We start from the raw sequence: 18,131 nt of genomic DNA, 5'->3' as shown, positions 1-18,131 counted from the left end.
TCCCGATGCCGGCCAGGCTCCAGCCCTCGCCGGCATTGCCTTTTCGACAGGTCGCCACCATGGCTGTCAATTTCCCCTCGATTGATCCCGCTCAACTTCATTCGGTCGCCGGCGTGACGCTCGGCTGGGCGGAAGCCAACATCCGCAAGCCCAATCGCAAGGACGTCCTGGTGATTTCCGTCGACGAAGGCGCGAGCGTGGCCGGCGTATTCACGTTGAACCGCTTCTGTGCTGCGCCGGTGACGGTGTGCCGCGAACATCTCGCGAAGGTGCGCGCGGGCGGCAAGGGTATTCGCGCGCTGGTGGTGAACACCGGCAACGCGAACGCGGGCACCGGCGAGCCGGGCATGAAACACGCACGCGAGACCTGCGATGAACTCGCGCGCCTTGCCGGCCTCGAGTCCTCGCAGGTGCTGCCGTTCTCGACCGGCGTGATTCTCGAGCCGCTGCCCATCGACCGCCTGAAGGCGGGCCTTCCCGCCGCGCTGGAGAACCGCAAGACCGCGAACTGGTATGACGCCGCGCAGGCCATCATGACGACCGACACGCTGCCGAAGGCCGTGTCGCGTCAGGTCACGCTCGACGGCCACACCATCACGTTCACGGGTATCAGCAAGGGCGCGGGCATGATCAAGCCGAACATGGCAACCATGCTCGGCTTCCTGGCCTTCGACGCGAACGTTGCTCAGCCCGTGCTCGACGAGCTCGTGAAGTACGTGGCCGACCGCTCGTTCAATTGCGTCACCATCGACGGCGACACCTCGACCAACGACTCGTTCATCATGATCGCCTCGGGCAAGTCGAGCCTGCCCGCGATCACCTCGACTGACACGCCTGCCTACGCCGCGCTGCGCGACGCCGTGACGGCCGTCGCCCAGGAACTCTCGCAGCTCATCGTGCGCGACGGCGAAGGCGCGACCAAGTTCATGACCGTGCAGGTGGAAGGCGGCAAGGATGTGGCCGAGTGCCGCCAGATCGCCTATGCGATCGGCCATTCGCCGCTCGTGAAGACGGCGTTCTACGCATCGGACCCCAACCTCGGCCGTATCCTCGCCGCGATCGGCTATGCCGGCGTGACGGACCTCGACGTCGACAAGATCGACCTGTATCTCGACGATGTGCTCGTGGCGAAAGCGGGCGGACGCAACCCGGCTTACCGCGAAGAAGACGGTCAGCGCGTCATGAAGAAGAGCGAGATCCTGATTCGCGTGCTGCTCGGCCGCGGCGACGCGCAGGCCACGATCTGGACCTGCGACCTCTCGCACGACTACGTGAGCATCAACGCCGATTACCGTTCCTGATTTCAAGCGCCTTCACCACATGGACAAGCTCGAACAGTTTCTGACCCGCGCCGAAGCGCTGCTCGGCCGCCTCGAAGCCGTGCTGCCGCCCTCGGCACCTGATATCGACTGGAACGCGGCCGTTGCGTTTCGCTGGCGCAAGCGCCAGGGGCGCGGCTTCCTGCAGCCGGTGCCCGCAATTTCGCTGATCTCGCTCGACGACCTGCAGAACATCGACCGGCAGAAAGATCTCATCGACCGCAACACGCGCCAGTTCGTGCAGAAGAAGCCCGCGAACAACGTGCTGCTCACCGGTGCGCGCGGCACCGGCAAGTCGTCGCTGATCAAGGCCTGCCTGAACGCGTACGCGCAAGAGGGCCTGCGCCTGATCGAAGTCGACAAGGACGATCTGCATGACCTCGGCGATATCGTCGATCTCATCTCGGCGCGCCCCGAGCGCTTCATCGTGTTCTGCGACGACCTCTCGTTCGAGGAAGGCGAATCGGGCTACAAGGCGCTGAAGGTGGCGCTGGACGGTTCGGTGGCCGCGCAGTCGGACAACGTCCTGATCTACGCGACCTCGAACCGGCGCCATCTGCTGCCCGAGTACATGAGCGACAACGAGACGTACAAGCACATGCCCGACGGCGAGATTCATCCGGGCGAAGTGGTGGAAGAGAAGATCTCGCTGTCCGAGCGCTTCGGCCTTTGGGTGAGCTTCTACCCGTTCAAGCAGGACGACTATCTGACGATCGTCGGCCACTGGCTGCGCCATTTCGGCTGCGACGAGGCCGAAGTCGAATCGGCGCGCGGCGAGGCACTTGTGTGGGCGCTGGAGCGCGGCTCGCGTTCTGGCCGCGTGGCGTGGCAGTTTGCACGCGACTGGTCGGGCAAGAAGGCGCAAGAGGCATGAGCGCCGAGGCCAACGCCGCAAACGATGCTTCTGGAAAGACACGCCCCGTGACGGAAGTCGCGGTGGGCGTGCTGGTGCAGCCCGATGGCCGCTACCTGCTCGCGCAGCGCCCCGAAGGCAAGCCGTATGCGGGCTACTGGGAATTTCCGGGCGGCAAGCTGGAAGCGGGCGAGACCGTCGAAGCGGCGCTCGCGCGCGAATTGCACGAGGAACTGGGCATCGACGTGAAGGCGTGTCACCTGTGGCACACGCTCGAACACGATTACCCGCACGCCTATGTGAGGCTCTACTTCTGCAAGGTGACCGAGTGGACCGGCGAGCCGCATGGCCGCGAAGGTCAGGCGTTTGTCTGGCAGTCGCTGCCGGCGAGCGTCGAGCCGCTCTTGCCCGCGACGATTCCTGTGCTGGAGTGGCTCGCCGCGGAGTGACACCCTACGGGACACCACGACGCAAAAGACCGCTGTGCGTGATGCACAGCGGTCTTTTTTTCGTCTGGCGCGAGCGCGTCGCGGCGCTCGCTTACTGGCGCGTATCCGTGGGCGGCGCGTCTTCCGGCGGCGTTTCGTCGTCGGCGCCGCCAATGCGGTACTTTTCGGCTGCCCATGCGCCGAGATCCATTTGCTTGCAACGCTCGGAGCAGAACGGCCGAAAACGGTTTTCCGGGACCCAGCGGACTTCCTTGCCGCAGGTCGGACATTTGACGACAGTGGTCATGCAGTAGAACTTTGGTTGCGTTGAGTCTGGCGTGGCGACGGGTTCGGTTTTACAGGCTGCAGAGTGTGAGCTGGAACGGCACGTCCTGATCGACGGCTCGCGGACGCAAATCGCCATCCTGCACGGTGAAGCGCACCCACAGCATGTACTTGTTCGCGCTCGCTTCGGGAATCATGCGCAATTCCGGTGCCACGCGTACTTGCATGAGCTGATAGGCGCGGCCCGACAGCATTTGCTGATAGCTGCCCTGCATCGCCATCACCTTCGACGCCTGGCCCGACTCGCGCGCGAGGCGCAGCACGATGGCGGCGGCGTCGCGCAGCGGCAGCAGCGGTGTGACCCATTTCGCGATGTCCTGACGGCGCTGATCGGCGTGCAACTGCTGCCACGCGTAATACGACGGCAGATCGAACTTGCAGGTGCCGCCGGGAATGATCGCGCGGCTGCGGATGCTCGTGAGCCACTCGTTATCCATCAGATGCTGGCCCGTCTTGCCTTGCATCTGCGTGAGGCCGGCGAGCGTTTGCTCGATTTCGCCCAGCACGGTTTCGAGCGCATTTTGCTCGATGCCTGGATTGCCGCGGAACGGCGCGAGCGTTTGGCGCTGCCGCTCGAGTTCCTTCATGAGATCCGACTTCAGGTCGGCGCGGCCTGCGACTTCGGCGATTTCGAAGAGCGTCGTGAGCGCGACGTGATGTTCCCTCGGATCCTCCTGGGTCAGGAAAAACGTGAAGCGCTCGAACAGGTCTTCGAGGCGCAGCAGCGTCCGGATTCGCTCGTTGAAGGGATACTCGTAAAGAATCAAGCGCGCTCGCCTCGGGCGTGGTAGGTGACGGATTGCAGGACATTCTAATGCCGTGCGACTACGGTCGCAATCGCGCTGGCCCGGGGCTTTGCCGATGTGACCCGCTAATCGCGCGCGCATCGCGCGTTTTACGCGTGGCTGGCCTTTGCGGCAGCGAGCTTGAGATACGTCTGATGCAATGCGTCGACGTCCCGGTCGAGCGTTTCGAGCGTCGCACCGTTGTCGTTCACCACCACGTTGTCGGCGGCCGTGAGGCGCGCCTCGCGCGTGGCCTGCCGCGCGATGATCGCGAGCACCTGCTCGCGTGTGAAGCCATTGCGGCGCATGACGCGGTTGATCTGCGTTTCCACGCTGCAATCGACGGTGAGCACGCGATCGACGCGCGTCTTCCAGGTGCCCGACTCCACGAGCAAGGGCACGACCACGATCACGTAAGGCCCACTGGCCTCTCGCGTTTCGCGTTCGGTCTCGGAGCGGATCAGGGGGTGCGTGATGGCCTCGAGCCGCTTGCGCGCGGACTCGTCCCCGAACACGAGTGTGCGCATGCGCGCGCGGTCCATCGAGCCGTCCGGCGCGACGAATTCAGGGCCGAATTCCGCGGCGATCTGCGCCATCGCGACGCCGTGCGGCGCGGTAATGCGATGCGCGATGAGATCGGTGTCGACGATCGTCACGCCGCGTGCGGCAAAGCCATCCGCGACCGTTGACTTGCCGCTGCCGATGCCACCCGTCAATCCGACCGCGAACATTTGATCAGTTCCCCCACGCAAATACGCCATACAGCGGTGTGCCCGCAAACAAGGTGACGAGTGCGCCAGCGGCCAGATACGGGCCGAACGGCAGCGGCTCTTCGAAACGCATGCGTCCCGTCAACGTAGCGACGATGCCGACGAGCGCGCCGGCCACTGCGGCGATTACGACGATCTGCGGCAGCGCGCTCCACCCGAGCCACGCGCCGAGCGCGGCGAGCAGTTTGAAGTCGCCGTGGCCCATGCCTTCTACGCCACGCAATAGCTTGAAGACCCAATAGACGCACCAGAGCGCCAGATAACCCGCGACCGCACCGATCACCGCTTCGCGCAGCGTGACGAAGGTGCCGGCAAAATTGACCAGCAACCCGGCCCACAGTAGCGGCTGCGTAATTTCGTCATGCAGCATCTGGTGTTCGAGGTCGATAGCGCTCGCGGCGATGAGCGCGGTGCACAGCACGAAGGCGGCGAGCGCCTTGCCGGTGGGCCCGAAGGCGAGCAATGCGCCGGCCGCGCAAGCCGCGCTCGCGATTTCGATGAGCGGGTAGCGCACGCTCACGTGCGCATGACAGTGCGAGCAACGCCCGCGCAGCGCGACCCAACTGAGCAGCGGAATGTTTTCCCGGGCGCGCAAGACGTGGCCGCAGTGCGGGCACGCGCTGCGTGGGAGCCAGAGGTTGTAGCGCGCGGGCAGCCCGTCTTGTTCGAACAGTGGACCGGGCGTGCCAATCGCGTCGGCCACATCGGCGCGCCACGCGCGCTCCAGCATGATCGGCAGCCGGTGCACGACGACGTTCAGAAAGCTGCCGATGACGAGCCCGAACACAATGGTGAAGATCATGAGCACGCCGAAGGGCAGACCGGCGAGAGCGGCTGCGAGCGGCGTTGCGGTGTCGGGGGCGGAAAGAAGTTGGACGGGCATGAGACGGAACCGGAATCTGGCAGTGATGCTACACCACGTTGCCCAGTTGAATGATGGGAAGATACATCGCAACAACGAGGCCGCCGACCAGCGCACCGAGTACGACGATCACGAGCGGCTCGCACAGGCTCGACACGAGCGCGATCTTTTCGTCGACCTGACGGTCGGCGAGCGAGGCCACATCGAGCAACATCTCGTCGAGCGCGCCCGATTCTTCCGCGACCGCAACGGGCTGAACCACATCGGCCGGAAAGCATCCCGCCGCGCGCATGGCTGCGGCGAGCCGCTCGCCGTGCCGCAGGCGCTCGCTAATGCCTGCGCTCGCGCGATCGAAGAATGCGTTGCCGCTTGCGTGCGCGAGCGAATCGAAGGCGTCGGCGAGTGGCGTGCCGGCGGCGAGCAGCGTGCCGAGCGCGCGGCTCCAGCGGGCGGCGCACAGCGTGGTGAGCAGCGCGCCGCAAAGCGGGAGCTTCAGCAGCGTGCGTCCGAACGCGATGCGTGCGGCTTCCGAGCGGCGCAAAGCCGCTTGCAGGGCGAGCGTGCCGGTGGCTGCGGCTACGGCGGCCGGCACGCTCCAGCGCGCGGCGCCCGCCGAGAGCATCAGCACGAACTGCGTGGGCGCGGGCAGTGCGGCGCCGAAGCCTTCGAAGATCTGTTTGAACGTGGGCACGACCCAGACCAGCAACGCCGCCGTAATGACGAACGCGAGCAGCAGCACCGCGACAGGGTAGGTGAGCGCAGCGCGCACTTTGGCGCGCTGCGCCGCGGCACGCTCGCGGTCGTCGGCGAGGCGCCCGAGTACGGCGGCGAGCGCACCCGAGGCTTCGCCAACGGCGACGAGCTGGCAATACAGCGCGTTGAAGCGCGCCGGATGTTGCGCAAGCGAGTCGGCAAAGTGCAGGCCGCCGGCGATGTCGCGCGCGAGCGCCGAGGCAATGCGCGGCATGCCGTTCGGCCCCGGCGAGAGCGCGAGCAGTTCGAGCGCGTTCGCAAGCGGCAGGCCGGCACGCAGGAGGCTCGCGAGCTGACGTGTAAAACGCGTGACGTCCGTGTGGCTCGCCCTGGGCGCGCCCGCGTTCGATCTGCGCTCGATGGCGAGCACGGTGATGCGCTCGCGCTTGAGCGCGACGCGCACAGCCGTGGCGTCGAGCGCGATCACCGTGCCACGCTTCGTCGCGCCCGATGCGTCGAGACCGCGCCACGCGAAGCGCCACTCGGATGGGCCGCGATGGGCGCGCCCGGTGCTCATGGCGCCTCCGTTGCGGCAAGCGCTTCGGCGAGACTCGTGGTGCCGTCGCGCACGCGTGCGAGCGCGGCGTCGCGCAAGGTTGCCACACCGCATCTGCGAGCTTCGCGAGCGATTTCGTGCGCGCCGCGCCCCGTGACGATCAGGTCGCGTAGGGTCTCCGAGATCGGCAAGACCTCGTGTATCCCCACGCGGCCGCGATAGCCAATGCCGTGGCAAGCGTCGCAGCCACGCGCGACATAAGGCTGCGTCATGTCACCGTCGTGCGTGTGCAGGCCCGCCGCGACGAGCGCCGCCGGCGAAGCTTCGCCGCGCACGCGGCATTGCGGACATAGCCGCCGCACGAGACGTTGCGCCGTGACGAGCCGCAGCGAGCCCGCCAGGTTGTACGGTTCGACGCCGATGTCGACGAGCCGTGCGCAGGCCGCGCTGGCGTCGTTCGTGTGCACGGTCGAGAGGACGAGATGGCCGGTCTGCGCGGCCTTGACGGCCACGCTGGCGGTTTCTTCGTCGCGAATTTCGCCGATCATGATGACGTCCGGGTCCTGGCGCAGCAGCGCACGCAGTGCCACCGCAAAGGTGAGCCCAGCCTTCTCGCGCACGTTGACCTGATTGATGCCCGCGAGCTGGATTTCGGCGGGATCTTCCACCGAGCAGAGATTGCGCGCCGTGCCGTTGAGCCTTTGCAGGAAACAGTAGAGCGAGAGCGTCTTGCCGCTGCCGGTGGGGCCCGTGACAAGGACAAGACCATGCGGCGCGCTGATCGCTTCGGCTACTGTGCGCCGTTGCGCTTCATCGAGCCCGAGTTCGGCAAGCGACAGATCGGCCGGAAGTGCTTCGAGCCTGCGCAACACGAGCTTTTCGCCGTGAAGCGTCGGCAGCGAATTCACGCGATAGTCCTCGGCGGCGCGGGACGCAGCCGAGGGCGCAAGCCGCAGCCTGCCGTCCTGCGGAATGCGCCGCTCGGCGATGTCCATGCGCGCGAGCACCTTGATGCGCGTGACGAACGCATCGCGCAGATGCGCAGGCGGTCGCGCCATTTCGTGCAGGACGCCGTCGATGCGCAGACGCACGCGCCAGCCGTGTTCCATCGGCTCGACGTGTAGATCGGAGGCGTTGCGCCGCGCGGCTTCGTGCAGCGTTTCGGAGAGCAGGCGAACGGCGGGTGCGTCGTCGAGCTGCGGTGCAGAGACAGGCGCAGGGGGGCGCGATGTTGCTCCGCCGCCCATACCGCCTTCGGAAGCCACGGCGGCGAAAGGGCGCGCACGATAAGGAGTAGAAAGCATCGGCATGCCGGCGCGAAGCCGCCTCGAACAGATGACGCCTTCATCATGGCGTGCGGCGCACGGCGCCGCCACCTGGCCGGACGGCTAACGTCCCGGCAGCAGCTTCTTCGCCTTTTGCAGCGTGCCCTGGCGCGGCTTGGCGCCAGGCTTGAAGAGCTTGACCGTGCGTACGGCCTGGTCGTCGCTGCGCAGCACTTCGAGCTTCACGTCGCCGATCTGCAGGCACACGTCGCCTTCCGGAATCTCTTCGAGCACTTCGAGGATCAGGCCGTTGAGCGTCTTGGGACCGTCCGTGGGCAGCTTGATATGGAGCCAGCGATTGAGTTCGCGCAAAGGCATGCTGCCCGGCACGATACACTCGCCTTCGTCGTTCCAGCCGCCGCGTCCGGTGCCGCTGCGCGGCATCGACGTGGTGAATTCGCCGATCAGTTCCTCGATGATGTCTTCAGGCGTCACGAGCCCTTCCATCTCGCCGTACTCGTTCACGACGAGCGCGATGCGATGGCGGCTTTCCTGGAAGTACTGAAGTTGCTGGAACCCGGGCGTGCCCGTGGGCACGAAGTACGGCTCGGCGAGCAGTTCGCGCAGCGTCTCGCGCTCGAACTCCTGGTTGTGCAGCGCAGCCAGCGTCTTGCGCACATGCAGCACGCCAAGCACGCGGTCGATGTCGCCTTGATAGACGATCAGCTTGTTGTGATAGCAGGTCTCGAGTTGATGCAGGATGTCTTCGAGCGGGGCGTCGTAATCGAGCGCCTCGATGCGCCGGCGCGGAATCATCACGTCGTCGACGGTGATGTTCTCCAGATCGAACAGGTTGAGGAGGATGCTGCGGTGCTTGGTCGGCATGAAACTGCCCGACTCGAGCACGATGGTGCGCAACTCCTCGGTCGAGAGCCGCTGGTCATGCGCCTTGTGCGTATTGATGTGCAGGATGCGCAGAATGGTGTTCGCAAACATGTTGACGAACCAGATCAGTGGCTTCGTCACACGCATGAGCGGCGCGATCAAGAGGCTCGCGGGCAGCGCGATTTTCTCCGGAAACGTTGCGCCCACAATCTTCGGCGTGATTTCCGCGAACACGATGATGAGAAACGCGACGATGCCCGTAGCGATCGACAGCACGAGGTTGTTGCGGCCGAAGGTATGGAGCGCGATCGAGGTCGTGAGGACCGGAATGATGGTGTTGAAGAGATTGTTGCCGATCAGGATCACCGAAAGCAGCAGGTCGGTGCGCGCGAGCAGCTTCTGGGTGGTCTTCGCGCCGAGCGTGCCGTGATTGGCGAGGTATTTGAGCCGATGGCGATTGAGCGCCATCATCGCCGTTTCGGAGATGGAGAAGAAGCTGGAGCAGATGAGCAGGACGAAGACGGCGCCAATCTGCGCCCATAAGGGAAGGTGGTCCACGCGTCGAGAAAATGAGGGGGGGCGGATGGGGAAACTATAACAGAGGGGTACCGCAGTTCCAGGGCGACTGGCCGAACGGACAAGGCCGCTGCCGGCTGCGCGAGGGGCGGTGCGCAGCGAGTTGCCGGGACAGGACGCAGTACAAAAGGTACAGACGAAAAAAAACCGCGCAATGCATGCGCGGTTTTTTTTCGAATTCTGGTCGGGGTGAGAGGATTCGAACCTCCGGCCTCTACGTCCCGAACGTAGCGCTCTACCAGGCTAAGCTACACCCCGAATTGACTGCTGGACTCCACAACCCGCTTCGTCTGTTTCAAGACTGGCGCGTCGTCGAGTAAGAACATAATTCTAGCAGGCTATCTTTGTAAATGGAAGGGGGGAACGCTGAAATCGCGTCGGCAGCGGCCAGCGCCTCGGTGCGCGCGCATTGCAGCGTGTGCTCGAGCGCGCCCGAGCACGTAATCGCCGCGAAGATTTCGTCGAAGCGCGTCGTGCCGCCTTGCTCGATCGCTTCGCGCGCAAGCGCGGCTTCCGCCGCCGTGCCGTGCTCGATCAGCCAGATCAGCGGCAGCGTGGGTTTGCCTTCGCGCAGGTCATCGCCTGCGTTCTTGCCCATCGATTCAGGCGTGCCCGTGTAGTCGAGCCAGTCGTCCATGATCTGGAATGCCGTGCCGATGCGCCGTCCGTATTCGGCCGCGGCTTCCTCGGTGTGCGCATCCGCCCCCGAAAGCACCGCGCCGAGTTGCGCTGCGGCTTCGAAAAGCTTGGCGGTCTTGTAGCGGATCACCTGCATGTAGCGGTCGGTGTCCACGTCGGCGTCGTGCATGTTCAGCAGCTGCAGGACTTCGCCCTCGGAGATGATCGTCGTGGCGGCGGAGAGAATTTCCATCACGCGCATCTTGCCGACGCCCACCATCATCTCGAACGAGCGCGAATACAGGTAATCGCCCACCAGCACGCTGGCGGCGTTGCCGAACAGCGCGTTGGCCGTCTGGCGGCCGCGCCGCAGGTCCGATTCGTCGACGACGTCGTCGTGCAGGAGCGTCGCCGTGTGAATGAACTCGACGACCGCCGCGAGCACATGGCGCTCCGTGCCGTGGTCGCCGAGCGCGCCGGCCACCATCAGCAGGAGCGCCGGACGCAGCCGCTTGCCGCCCGCGCCGATGATGTACTCGGAGATCTGGTTGATCAGCATCACCTCGGACGCCAGGCTCTGCCGGATGACACGATTCACCTGCTCCATGTCACTGGCGATGGGGGCAAGCAGGGTGGCTGCGCTAGGGGATGGAGTGGCGGTGGACGACATGATGGCAAATAGGGGTAGTGCCGCGGATTATAAGGCGAATCGACTGCATGCCGGACGCTCCGCTGCCGCCCTGCCGATGGCTCCCTCTATTTTTGCGCGGCCCGGGCGGCCGCATGGATGCTGGCGCTATGCCGTGCGGATAGCCCTGGAGCCTGTCTGACGGGCCCCCAACCCCTCGCTAGCCGTCGCGCAACGCACTTGCATGTCTTTTGACCGCGCAGCTAACTCTATGTATAATCTAAGGTTTCGGGCGCGCAGTGTGCCTGAAAAGATTACTCAGAGTGAGGTTCTCAATGTACGCGGTCATAAAAACCGGCGGCAAGCAGTACAAAGTTGCCGTTGGCGAAAAACTTAAAGTAGAACAGATACCGGCTGACATTGACGCAGAAATCACGCTCGACCAGGTTCTCGCAGTGGGCGAAGGCGAATCGATTAAGTTCGGTACGCCGCTGGTCAGTGGGGCTTCCGTCAAGGCCACCGTTGTGTCGCAAGGCCGACACGCCAAAGTGACCATCTTCAAGATGCGTCGCCGGAAGCACTACCAGAAGCATGGCGGCCACCGCCAGAACTACACCGAACTGCGCATCGACGCGATCAACGCGTAAGCGCACGCAGGTAAAGGAGCAAACAAATGGCACACAAAAAGGCAGGCGGGTCGTCACGTAACGGCCGCGACTCAGAGTCGAAACGACTTGGCGTGAAGGTGTACGGCGGCCAGGCGATCCTTGCAGGCGGCATCATCGTTCGCCAGCGCGGCACGCGCATGCATCCTGGCCTGAACGTCGGCATCGGCAAGGACCACACGCTCTACGCGCTGGTCGACGGCCACGTCGCGTTCACGATCAAGGGCGCAGCCAACAAGCAACTGGTCAACGTCGTCCCGGCAGCGGCCTGAGCTTTAGACCGCTCGCGAGCGGGCTACACGCGACGCAAAGAAGGCCCCGCGAAGTTTGCGGGGCCTTTTTATTTATCCGCAGTCTTTCGGGGTCGTAACGGGCTTCCGTTGGCTTGCGGAGCGTCGTTGGCCGTTCGCCCGGGTTGGCCAGTTTCGGCCATGGCGGGCAAAATATCGATATCCACGGGACGGAGTAACTCATGAAGTTCATTGACGAAGCGAAGATCGAAGTCATCGCCGGCGATGGGGGCGATGGCAGCGCGTCGATGCGACGCGAGAAGTTCGTCCCGTTCGGCGGGCCGGACGGCGGTGACGGCGGGCGCGGCGGCAGCGTCTACGCAGTCGGGGACCGTAACATCAACACCCTCATCGACTACCGCTACACGAAGAAGCACCAGGCGCGCAACGGCGAGAACGGCCGCGGCTCCGACTGCTACGGCAAGGGCGGCGACGACATCACGCTGCGCATGCCGGTGGGCACGGTCATCACCGACCAGGACACGGGCGAGTTGATCGCAGACCTGACCGAGCACGATCAGCAAGTCATGGTCGCGCAGGGCGGCGCGGGTGGCCTCGGCAACCTGCATTTCAAGTCGTCCACGAACCGCGCGCCGCGTCAGAAGACCGACGGCAAGCCGGGCGAGCGCCGCATGCTCAAGCTGGAACTGAAAGTGCTGGCCGACGTCGGCCTGCTCGGCATGCCGAACGCGGGCAAGTCCACGTTCATCTCCTCGGTGTCGAACGCGAAGCCCAAGATTGCCGACTACCCGTTCACGACACTCGCGCCGAATCTGGGCGTGGTGCGCGTGGGGCCGAGCAAGAGCTTCGTGATCGCCGACATTCCGGGCCTGATCGAAGGCGCGGCGGAAGGTGCGGGCCTCGGTCACCAGTTCCTGCGCCACCTGCAGCGCACGAACCTGCTGCTGCATCTGGTCGACCTCGCGCCGTTCGACGAAAACGTCGATCCGGTTGTGGAGGCCAAGGCGATCGTCGGCGAGCTGCGCAAGTACGACGAGACGCTCTATGACAAGCCGCGCTGGCTCGTGCTGAACAAGCTCGACATGGTGCCGGAGGACGAGCGCGCCGAGCGCATTGCCGACTTCGTGAAGCGCTTCGAGTGGGACGGTCCCGTGTTCGAGATTTCCGCGCTCACGGGACAGGGCTGCGAAAACCTGTGTTACGCGGTGTACGACTACGTCTCCGCGCACTCCGACGCGCGCCGTGCAGCCGAAGCCGAAGACCTCGCATCGGACGTGCGCTTCCGCGAGGGGCAAGGCGGGAACGCGCAGCAGCCGCAGGAGTAATTCGTCGCACCGGCCGGCGCGCGAGCCGCGCTGGCCGCGCCAAGGAAACTTCACGCGTCATCAGTCATTTGGGAGACCGCGCAGCATGCGTTCCGTCATCGCCGATTCGCGGCGTCTGGTAGTGAAAGTCGGTTCGAGCCTCGTCACCAACGACGGCCGCGGGCTCGATCATGCGGCAATCGGCCGCTGGGCCGAGCAGATTGCGGCGCTGCGTGCGCAGGGCAAGGAGGTCGTGCTCGTGAGTTCGGGCGCCATCGCCGAAGGCATGCAGAGACTCGGCTGGACCAAGCGGCCGCGCGAGATCGACGAGCTTCAGGCTGCCGCGGCAGTCGGCCAGATGGGGCTCGCGCAGGTCTACGAGAGCCGCTTTGCCGAGCACGACATCCGCACTGCGCAGATCCTGCTCACGCATGCCGACCTGGCTGACCGCGAACGCTATCTCAATGCGCGCTCCACGTTGCTCACGCTGCTGCGCCTTCGCGTCGTGCCGATCATCAACGAAAACGACACCGTGATCACCGATGAAATCAAGTTCGGCGACAACGACACGCTCGGCGCGCTCGTCGCGAACCTGATCGAAGGCGATGCGCTCATCATCCTCACCGACCAGAGCGGCCTTTATACGGCCGATCCGCGCAAGGACCCGAGCGCGATGCTCGTGCAGGAAGCCGATGCAGGCAAGCCGGAGCTCGAGGCAATGGCGGGCGGCGCGGGGTCGAGCATCGGCCGCGGCGGCATGCTCACCAAGATCCTCGCGGCCAAGCGCGCCGCGCATAGCGGCGCGAACACGGTGATCGCGAGCGGGCGCGAAGCGCAAGTACTCGTGCGTCTGGCTGCGGGTGAGGCGATCGGCACGCAGCTCATCGCACGCACGGCGCGCATGGCGGCGCGCAAGCAGTGGATGGCCGACCACCTGCAGGTGCGCGGCCACGTCGTGATCGACGACGGCGCGGTGCAGAAGCTCACGGCGGACGGCAAGAGTCTGCTGCCCATTGGCGTGACCGGCGTGCAAGGTGCGTTCGCCCGCGGTGAAGTGATCGCTTGCCTGAACGGCGCGGGCGTGGAAGTCGCGCGCGGGCTCACCAACTACAGCAGCGCGGAAACGAAGCTGATCCAGCGTCATCCGAGCGGCGAGATCGAGGGCATCCTCGGCTATATGCTCGAGCCGGAGTTGATCCACCGCGACAATCTAGTGCTGGTTTGACGGCCATTCCCAGCCAGCCGCGCATCGCCAAAAGTTAAAAAGCCGCTGTGGCCAAAGGCCGCAGCGGCTTTTTTCATGCCCATCACAGCATGCCGTGGCTTGGCCGTTAACGCACCAGCGTCGACTGCGTGCGGCCGTAGCGAAGATTTTCGATGAGGGTCGACGCCTTCGCGATCGGCATCTTGTTGGCGCAGAAGTAGTCCTGATAAAGCCTCGACTGGTACGCGTTGAGCGTGCCGTTCTCGATGCGCGACCAGTTGTTCGCGACGGTCTGGTCCCAGCCGTTGTGATCGGCATCGAGGCTCGCGTAGAGGCGCCACTCGTAGGTGTCGCAGCGAATCCCTTCGTAGTTCACGTTACGGGCGCCAGTCGGGCTCGTGATGACGATCGTGTAGCGCACGACGCCGTCCGTGCCGACCGTGAGCGATGCGGGGTCGACGGCGAACTTGAGCGGCGAATTGTTCGAGACGTCGAACGGCAGCAGCGTCGCATCGGCCTGCGGCAGCGGCGGCAGGCCCTCGAGCTTGTTCTCCTGCCATTCGCCCTTGCGGTCCAGAAGGTAGACGAACGTGCTGTCGTCCTTGTTCGTGGGACCGGAACTGGAGCACGCGGCCAGTCCCGACACAAGCAGCACAGCGCCTGCGGCGCATGCCGCAGCAAGAGCAAATCGTTTCAAATTGGTTTTCCTCGAAGCACGGCGCGAGTGACGAACGAACTGCGCCGCGAATGCGAACCGGCGGGCCCCGGCGCGTGATGCGCCCGGGCCCGCCGGTTCGGGCGTTCTTTGCGTTGGCTCAAGCCCCTTGATCCTGCTCGTCCTGCGCAGGCTCGATGATACTCTGCGCCGACGCGCAATCGCTTTCGATAGGCGTACGTTCGGGCACGCTTTCTGCCGCGACCTCGTACGGCTCGGCGTGCACCGCGTCTGCGTGCGCCGACGTCACGATGCGCGGGTAGCGCACCTCGTGAGCCTGCACGCCCAGGCGCTCCTGACGCGGCGCGGGCCGACGCAGGAAGCGCGAGAGCTCGGTCAGCGCGAGCTGATAGACATCACGCTTGAACTCGATTACCGCTTCGAGCGGTACCCAGTATTCGTTCCAGCGCCACGCATCGAACTCGGGATGCTCCGTTGCCCGCAGGCAGATATCGCAGTCGCGCCCGACCATACGCAGCAGAAACCAGATCTGTTTCTGACCGCGATAATGGCCGCGCACTTCGCGCTTGATGAACTTGTCCGGCACCTCATAACGCAACCAGTCGCGTGTGCGACCGACGATCTTGACGTGCTCCGGATGCAAACCGGTTTCTTCGTGCAACTCCCGAAACATTGCCTGCATGGGGGTTTCACCATACTTGATGCCCCCTTGCGGAAACTGCCAGGAATGTTCGCGAACCCGCTTGCCCCAAAACACCTCGTTTCGCGCGTTCAAGAGGATGATGCCGACGTTCGGGCGAAACCCCTCACGATCCAGCATACAACCACCTTCGAATCCTTTAAAATTGCTTTGATTATAAACAGATAACGGTCCTCACGCACCCGCGGTCCGGAAAGTTGAGCGAATGGCCGCGACCGCGCAAAACGGTCTCGGGGCGCGATCGGCTTCGAATCTGGCCGGCGTCATCGGCGCGGGACCCGGCACGTTGTCATAATGGCGGGTTCGTGAACTCCTCCGTTGGTCACTTCTTCGGGCGGTCTGCACCGGGCCGCCGCTTTTGGATAATTTGAATGAAAGCCTCCCGTTTCTTTATCGGCACCCTGAAGGAAGCGCCCGCTGACGCGGAAATCGTCAGCCACAAGCTGATGGTTCGCGCGGGCATGATCCGTCGCATCGCTGGCGGCATTTACAACTATTTGCCGATCGGCCTGCGTTCGATCCGCAAGGTCGAGCAGATCGTGCGCGAGGAAATGAACCGCGCCGGCGCCATCGAGCTGCTCATGCCGGCCGTGCAGCCGGCCGAGCTGTGGCAGGAATCGGGTCGCTGGGAACAATACGGGCCGGAACTGCTGCGCTTCAAGGATCGCAAGCAGAGCGACTTCGTGATGGGCCCGACGCACGAAGAGGTCGTCACCGACATCGCGCGTGGCCAGATCAAGAGCTATCGCCAACTGCCGGTGAACTTCTACCAGGTGCAAACGAAGTTCCGCGACGAAATCCGTCCCCGTTTCGGCGTGATGCGCGGGCGCGAATTCATCATGAAGGACGCGTACTCGTTCGATAAGGACGTCGAAGGTCTCAAGCTCTCGTACCAGAAGATGTACGACGCTTACGTGCGCATCTTCACGCGTCTCGGCCTGCAGTTCCGCGCAGTCGCGGCCGACAACGGCTCGATCGGCGGCAGCGGCTCGCACGAATTCCACGTGATCGCGGAAACGGGCGAGGACGACATCGCCTACTGCCCGACCTCGGACTTCGCGGCCAACGTCGAAGCCGCCGAAGCGCTGCCGCTCATCGCGCAGCGCGGCGCCCCCACGCAGGCGCTCACGAAAACGCCCACGCCGGGCGCGGCCAAGTGCGAGGCAGTCGCCGAACTACTCGGCATTGCGCTCGAAAGCACCATCAAGTCGATCATCCTCGCGACGGACAACGAGGGCGCCGAGCCCACCATCTGGCTGCTGATGCTGCGCGGCGACCACGACCTGAACGAGATCAAGGTCGGCAAGCTCGAAGGCCTGAGCGGCTTCCGCTTCGCTACCGAAGCGGAAATCGTCGAGTGGTTCGGCACGCCGCCGGGCTACCTCGGTCCGCTCAACACGAAGAAGCCGGTCAAGGTGATCGCCGATCGCACGGTCGCGAACATGAGCGATTTCGTGGTCGGCACGAACGAAGTCGATTTCCACACCACGGGCGTGAACTGGGGCCGCGACTTGCCCGAGCCGGTCGTCGCCGACATCCGTAACGTGAAGAAGGGCGATCCCTCGCCGGACGGCAAGGGTGTGATCGACATTTGCCGCGGCATCGAAGTGGGCCATGTGTTCCAGCTCGGCACGAAGTACTCGGAAGCGTTGAACGCCACGTTCCTCGCCGAGAACGGCAAGCCGGCGCCCATGCAGATGGGCTGCTACGGCATTGGCGTCACGCGCATTCTCGGTGCAGCCATTGAGCAGAACTTCGACGAGAAGGGCATTATCTGGCCTGAGTCGATCGCTCCGTTCCAGATCGTCGTGTGTCCGATGGGCATGGACCGCAGCGAGCTCGTACGCGAGCACGCCGAGCGCGTCTACAACGAACTCGTCGAGGCGGGCGTGGACGTGATTCTCGACGACCGCGGCGAGCGCCCGGGCGTGATGTTCGCCGACTGGGAGCTGATCGGCGTGCCGCATCGTCTCGTGATCGGCGAGCGCGGCCTGAAGGACGGCAAGATCGAGTACCAGGGCCGCCGCGATACCGAAGCGACGCTGCTGCCGGCCGATGAGGCCGCGCAGACGGTGGCGCAGAAGATCCGCGCGGCGCTCGCGGCTTAACGACGATCCATCACGGTTATAGGAGCGCTGCGAGCGTGGAGTACAGTTTTCTGTCCGCTACGGTCCTGCTGCTCCTTATCACCGACCCGCTCGGTAATATTCCGCTCTTCATCAGCTGCTTGCGCGGCGTTGCCAAGCAGCGCCGGGCGATCGTGATCCTGCGCGAGGTCGCGATTGCGTTCGTGATCCTGCTCATCTTCATGGTCGCCGGCAACAGCTTCCTGCGCATGATGGGCCTCACAGATACTTCGCTGCGCATCGGCGGCGGCATCGTGCTGTTCCTCATCGCGCTGCGCATGATCTTTCCGCATCCGGGCGGCCCGTTCGGCGGCGGCGACAAGGGCGGCGAGCCGCTCATCGTGCCGCTCGCCATTCCCGCGCTGGCAGGGCCTTCGGCGCTTGCTACGGTCATGCTGCTCACCTCGCAGGCGCCTGGCAAACTCTATGAATGGATGACGGCGCTCGTCGTGACGATGGTGATCTGCGCGATCGTGCTGGTGATGGCGGAGCGCATCCAGCAGTTGCTGGGCGAGCGCGTGGTGACGGCCTTCGAGCGGCTGATGGGTCTCGTTCTCGTGGCGATATCGGTGGAGATGATCCTCGCGGGAATCGCCAACTTCGTGCATCACCTCTGACGTCG

At 64.6% G+C, this 18,131-nt stretch carries 19 protein-coding genes and 1 tRNA gene; 9 read left to right on the top strand and 11 right to left on the bottom strand.

From position 1 onward, the window contains the following. Positions 1–59: 59 nt before the first annotated feature. Genes argJ through mutT form a run of 3 tightly spaced genes read left to right on the top strand, consistent with a single transcriptional unit; the run spans position 60 to position 2,621 of the window. Positions 60–1,301 (top strand): bifunctional glutamate N-acetyltransferase/amino-acid acetyltransferase ArgJ, encoded by a 1,242-nt coding sequence (gene argJ, locus M3I56_RS28910; protein WP_254356871.1) that lies wholly within the window; start codon positions 60–62, stop codon positions 1,299–1,301. A gap of 19 nt (positions 1,302–1,320) precedes the next feature. Next, a complete protein-coding gene (locus M3I56_RS28905) occupies positions 1,321–2,193 on the top strand; it encodes an ATP-binding protein (RefSeq protein ID WP_254356870.1) in 873 nt (290 codons plus the stop codon). Then, the gene (mutT, locus tag M3I56_RS28900; RefSeq protein ID WP_254356869.1) at positions 2,190–2,621 is read left to right on the top strand and encodes an 8-oxo-dGTP diphosphatase MutT; all 432 of its coding nucleotides are present in this window, start codon (positions 2,190–2,192) and stop codon (positions 2,619–2,621) included. Before M3I56_RS28905 ends, mutT begins: the two co-directional genes overlap by 4 nt. Positions 2,622–2,712: 91 nt before the next feature. Here mutT and M3I56_RS28895 read toward each other — a convergent pair whose 3' ends face one another. From M3I56_RS28895 to M3I56_RS28855, 9 genes are all read right to left on the bottom strand, one after another. Then, positions 2,713–2,907, bottom strand: coding sequence for a DNA gyrase inhibitor YacG (locus tag M3I56_RS28895; RefSeq protein WP_028207803.1), 195 nt, complete (start codon positions 2,905–2,907; stop codon positions 2,713–2,715). A gap of 49 nt (positions 2,908–2,956) precedes the next feature. Beyond that, the gene (gene zapD, locus M3I56_RS28890; RefSeq protein WP_254356868.1) at positions 2,957–3,712 is read right to left on the bottom strand and encodes a cell division protein ZapD; all 756 of its coding nucleotides are present in this window, start codon (positions 3,710–3,712) and stop codon (positions 2,957–2,959) included. A 128-nt stretch (positions 3,713–3,840) separates the two neighbouring features. Continuing rightward, a complete protein-coding gene (coaE, locus tag M3I56_RS28885) occupies positions 3,841–4,461 on the bottom strand; it encodes a dephospho-CoA kinase (RefSeq protein ID WP_254356867.1) in 621 nt (206 codons plus the stop codon). Between the two features lie 4 nt (positions 4,462–4,465). Further along, positions 4,466–5,383, bottom strand: a complete 918-nt coding sequence (locus M3I56_RS28880) for an A24 family peptidase (protein ID WP_254356866.1) — start codon at positions 5,381–5,383, stop codon at positions 4,466–4,468. A 28-nt stretch (positions 5,384–5,411) separates the two neighbouring features. Beyond that, a complete protein-coding gene (locus M3I56_RS28875) occupies positions 5,412–6,632 on the bottom strand; it encodes a type II secretion system F family protein (protein WP_254356865.1) in 1,221 nt (406 codons plus the stop codon). After that, the gene (locus tag M3I56_RS28870; RefSeq protein ID WP_254356888.1) at positions 6,629–7,858 is read right to left on the bottom strand and encodes a GspE/PulE family protein; all 1,230 of its coding nucleotides are present in this window, start codon (positions 7,856–7,858) and stop codon (positions 6,629–6,631) included. The genes M3I56_RS28875 and M3I56_RS28870 overlap by 4 nt, the downstream gene beginning before the upstream one ends. A 141-nt stretch (positions 7,859–7,999) precedes the next feature. After that, positions 8,000–9,319, bottom strand: coding sequence for an HlyC/CorC family transporter (locus M3I56_RS28865; RefSeq protein WP_254356864.1), 1,320 nt, complete (start codon positions 9,317–9,319; stop codon positions 8,000–8,002). A gap of 199 nt (positions 9,320–9,518) precedes the next feature. Beyond that, positions 9,519–9,595: transfer RNA gene (locus M3I56_RS28860), tRNA-Pro, on the bottom strand. Positions 9,596–9,632: 37 nt separating this feature from the next. After that, positions 9,633–10,625, bottom strand: coding sequence for a polyprenyl synthetase family protein (locus M3I56_RS28855; protein WP_254356863.1), 993 nt, complete (start codon positions 10,623–10,625; stop codon positions 9,633–9,635). Between the two features lie 293 nt (positions 10,626–10,918). Between M3I56_RS28855 and rplU the strand changes: the two genes are divergently transcribed. The 4 genes from rplU to proB all read left to right on the top strand — a co-directional run bounded on the left by rplU (position 10,919) and on the right by proB (position 14,028). Further along, positions 10,919–11,230, top strand: coding sequence for a 50S ribosomal protein L21 (gene rplU, locus M3I56_RS28850; protein ID WP_007180329.1), 312 nt, complete (start codon positions 10,919–10,921; stop codon positions 11,228–11,230). Between the two features lie 26 nt (positions 11,231–11,256). Beyond that, entirely contained in the window at positions 11,257–11,520 is a 264-nt protein-coding gene (gene rpmA, locus M3I56_RS28845; RefSeq protein WP_028207811.1) for a 50S ribosomal protein L27, read from the top strand. A 200-nt stretch (positions 11,521–11,720) separates the two neighbouring features. Continuing rightward, positions 11,721–12,824 (top strand): Obg family GTPase CgtA, encoded by a 1,104-nt coding sequence (cgtA, locus tag M3I56_RS28840; RefSeq protein WP_254356862.1) that lies wholly within the window; start codon positions 11,721–11,723, stop codon positions 12,822–12,824. Between the two features lie 85 nt (positions 12,825–12,909). Next, entirely contained in the window at positions 12,910–14,028 is a 1,119-nt protein-coding gene (gene proB, locus M3I56_RS28835; RefSeq protein ID WP_254356861.1) for a glutamate 5-kinase, read from the top strand. A gap of 106 nt (positions 14,029–14,134) precedes the next feature. Here proB and M3I56_RS28830 read toward each other — a convergent pair whose 3' ends face one another. Next, complete coding sequence (locus M3I56_RS28830; protein ID WP_254356860.1) at positions 14,135–14,704, bottom strand: CNP1-like family protein; 570 nt, start codon at positions 14,702–14,704, stop codon at positions 14,135–14,137. 118 nt (positions 14,705–14,822) lie between these two features. Next, positions 14,823–15,503: an RNA pyrophosphohydrolase gene (locus M3I56_RS28825; RefSeq protein WP_035514942.1), complete on the bottom strand. Its 681-nt coding sequence runs from the start codon at positions 15,501–15,503 to the stop codon at positions 14,823–14,825. Between the two features lie 251 nt (positions 15,504–15,754). Here M3I56_RS28825 and M3I56_RS28820 point away from each other — a divergent pair, with 251 nt between their 5' ends. Both M3I56_RS28820 and M3I56_RS28815 read left to right on the top strand, forming a co-directional pair. Beyond that, entirely contained in the window at positions 15,755–17,491 is a 1,737-nt protein-coding gene (locus M3I56_RS28820; RefSeq protein ID WP_254356859.1) for a proline--tRNA ligase, read from the top strand. A gap of 35 nt (positions 17,492–17,526) precedes the next feature. Continuing rightward, positions 17,527–18,126, top strand: coding sequence for a MarC family protein (locus M3I56_RS28815; RefSeq protein WP_254343881.1), 600 nt, complete (start codon positions 17,527–17,529; stop codon positions 18,124–18,126). Positions 18,127–18,131: the final 5 nt, after the last annotated feature.

The sequence above is a fragment of the Paraburkholderia sp. CNPSo 3281 genome (assembly GCF_024206515.1).
GTDB lineage: Bacteria > Pseudomonadota > Gammaproteobacteria > Burkholderiales > Burkholderiaceae > Paraburkholderia > Paraburkholderia nodosa.
The sequence above is the reverse complement of the archived record's forward strand: the minus strand, read 5'-3'. Positions and strand labels throughout refer to the sequence as shown.

Bases quoted from the DNA above. Each gene is read 5' to 3' on its own strand.
- argJ (WP_254356871.1), top strand. From the start codon at position 60: ATGGCTGTCAATTTCCCCTCGATTGATCCCGCTCAACTTCATTCGGTC.
- M3I56_RS28905 (WP_254356870.1), top strand. From the start codon at position 1,321: ATGGACAAGCTCGAACAGTTTCTGACCCGCGCCGAAGCGCTGCTCGGC.
- mutT (WP_254356869.1), top strand. From the start codon at position 2,190: ATGAGCGCCGAGGCCAACGCCGCAAACGATGCTTCTGGAAAGACACGC.
- M3I56_RS28895 (WP_028207803.1), bottom strand. From the start codon at position 2,907: ATGACCACTGTCGTCAAATGTCCGACCTGCGGCAAGGAAGTCCGCTGG.
- coaE (WP_254356867.1), bottom strand. From the start codon at position 4,461: ATGTTCGCGGTCGGATTGACGGGTGGCATCGGCAGCGGCAAGTCAACG.
- M3I56_RS28880 (WP_254356866.1), bottom strand. From the start codon at position 5,383: ATGCCCGTCCAACTTCTTTCCGCCCCCGACACCGCAACGCCGCTCGCA.
- M3I56_RS28875 (WP_254356865.1), bottom strand. From the start codon at position 6,632: ATGAGCACCGGGCGCGCCCATCGCGGCCCATCCGAGTGGCGCTTCGCG.
- M3I56_RS28870 (WP_254356888.1), bottom strand. From the start codon at position 7,858: ATGGGCGGCGGAGCAACATCGCGCCCCCCTGCGCCTGTCTCTGCACCG.
- M3I56_RS28855 (WP_254356863.1), bottom strand. From the start codon at position 10,625: ATGTCGTCCACCGCCACTCCATCCCCTAGCGCAGCCACCCTGCTTGCC.
- rplU (WP_007180329.1), top strand. From the start codon at position 10,919: ATGTACGCGGTCATAAAAACCGGCGGCAAGCAGTACAAAGTTGCCGTT.
- rpmA (WP_028207811.1), top strand. From the start codon at position 11,257: ATGGCACACAAAAAGGCAGGCGGGTCGTCACGTAACGGCCGCGACTCA.
- cgtA (WP_254356862.1), top strand. From the start codon at position 11,721: ATGAAGTTCATTGACGAAGCGAAGATCGAAGTCATCGCCGGCGATGGG.
- proB (WP_254356861.1), top strand. From the start codon at position 12,910: ATGCGTTCCGTCATCGCCGATTCGCGGCGTCTGGTAGTGAAAGTCGGT.
- M3I56_RS28825 (WP_035514942.1), bottom strand. From the start codon at position 15,503: ATGCTGGATCGTGAGGGGTTTCGCCCGAACGTCGGCATCATCCTCTTG.
- M3I56_RS28820 (WP_254356859.1), top strand. From the start codon at position 15,755: ATGAAAGCCTCCCGTTTCTTTATCGGCACCCTGAAGGAAGCGCCCGCT.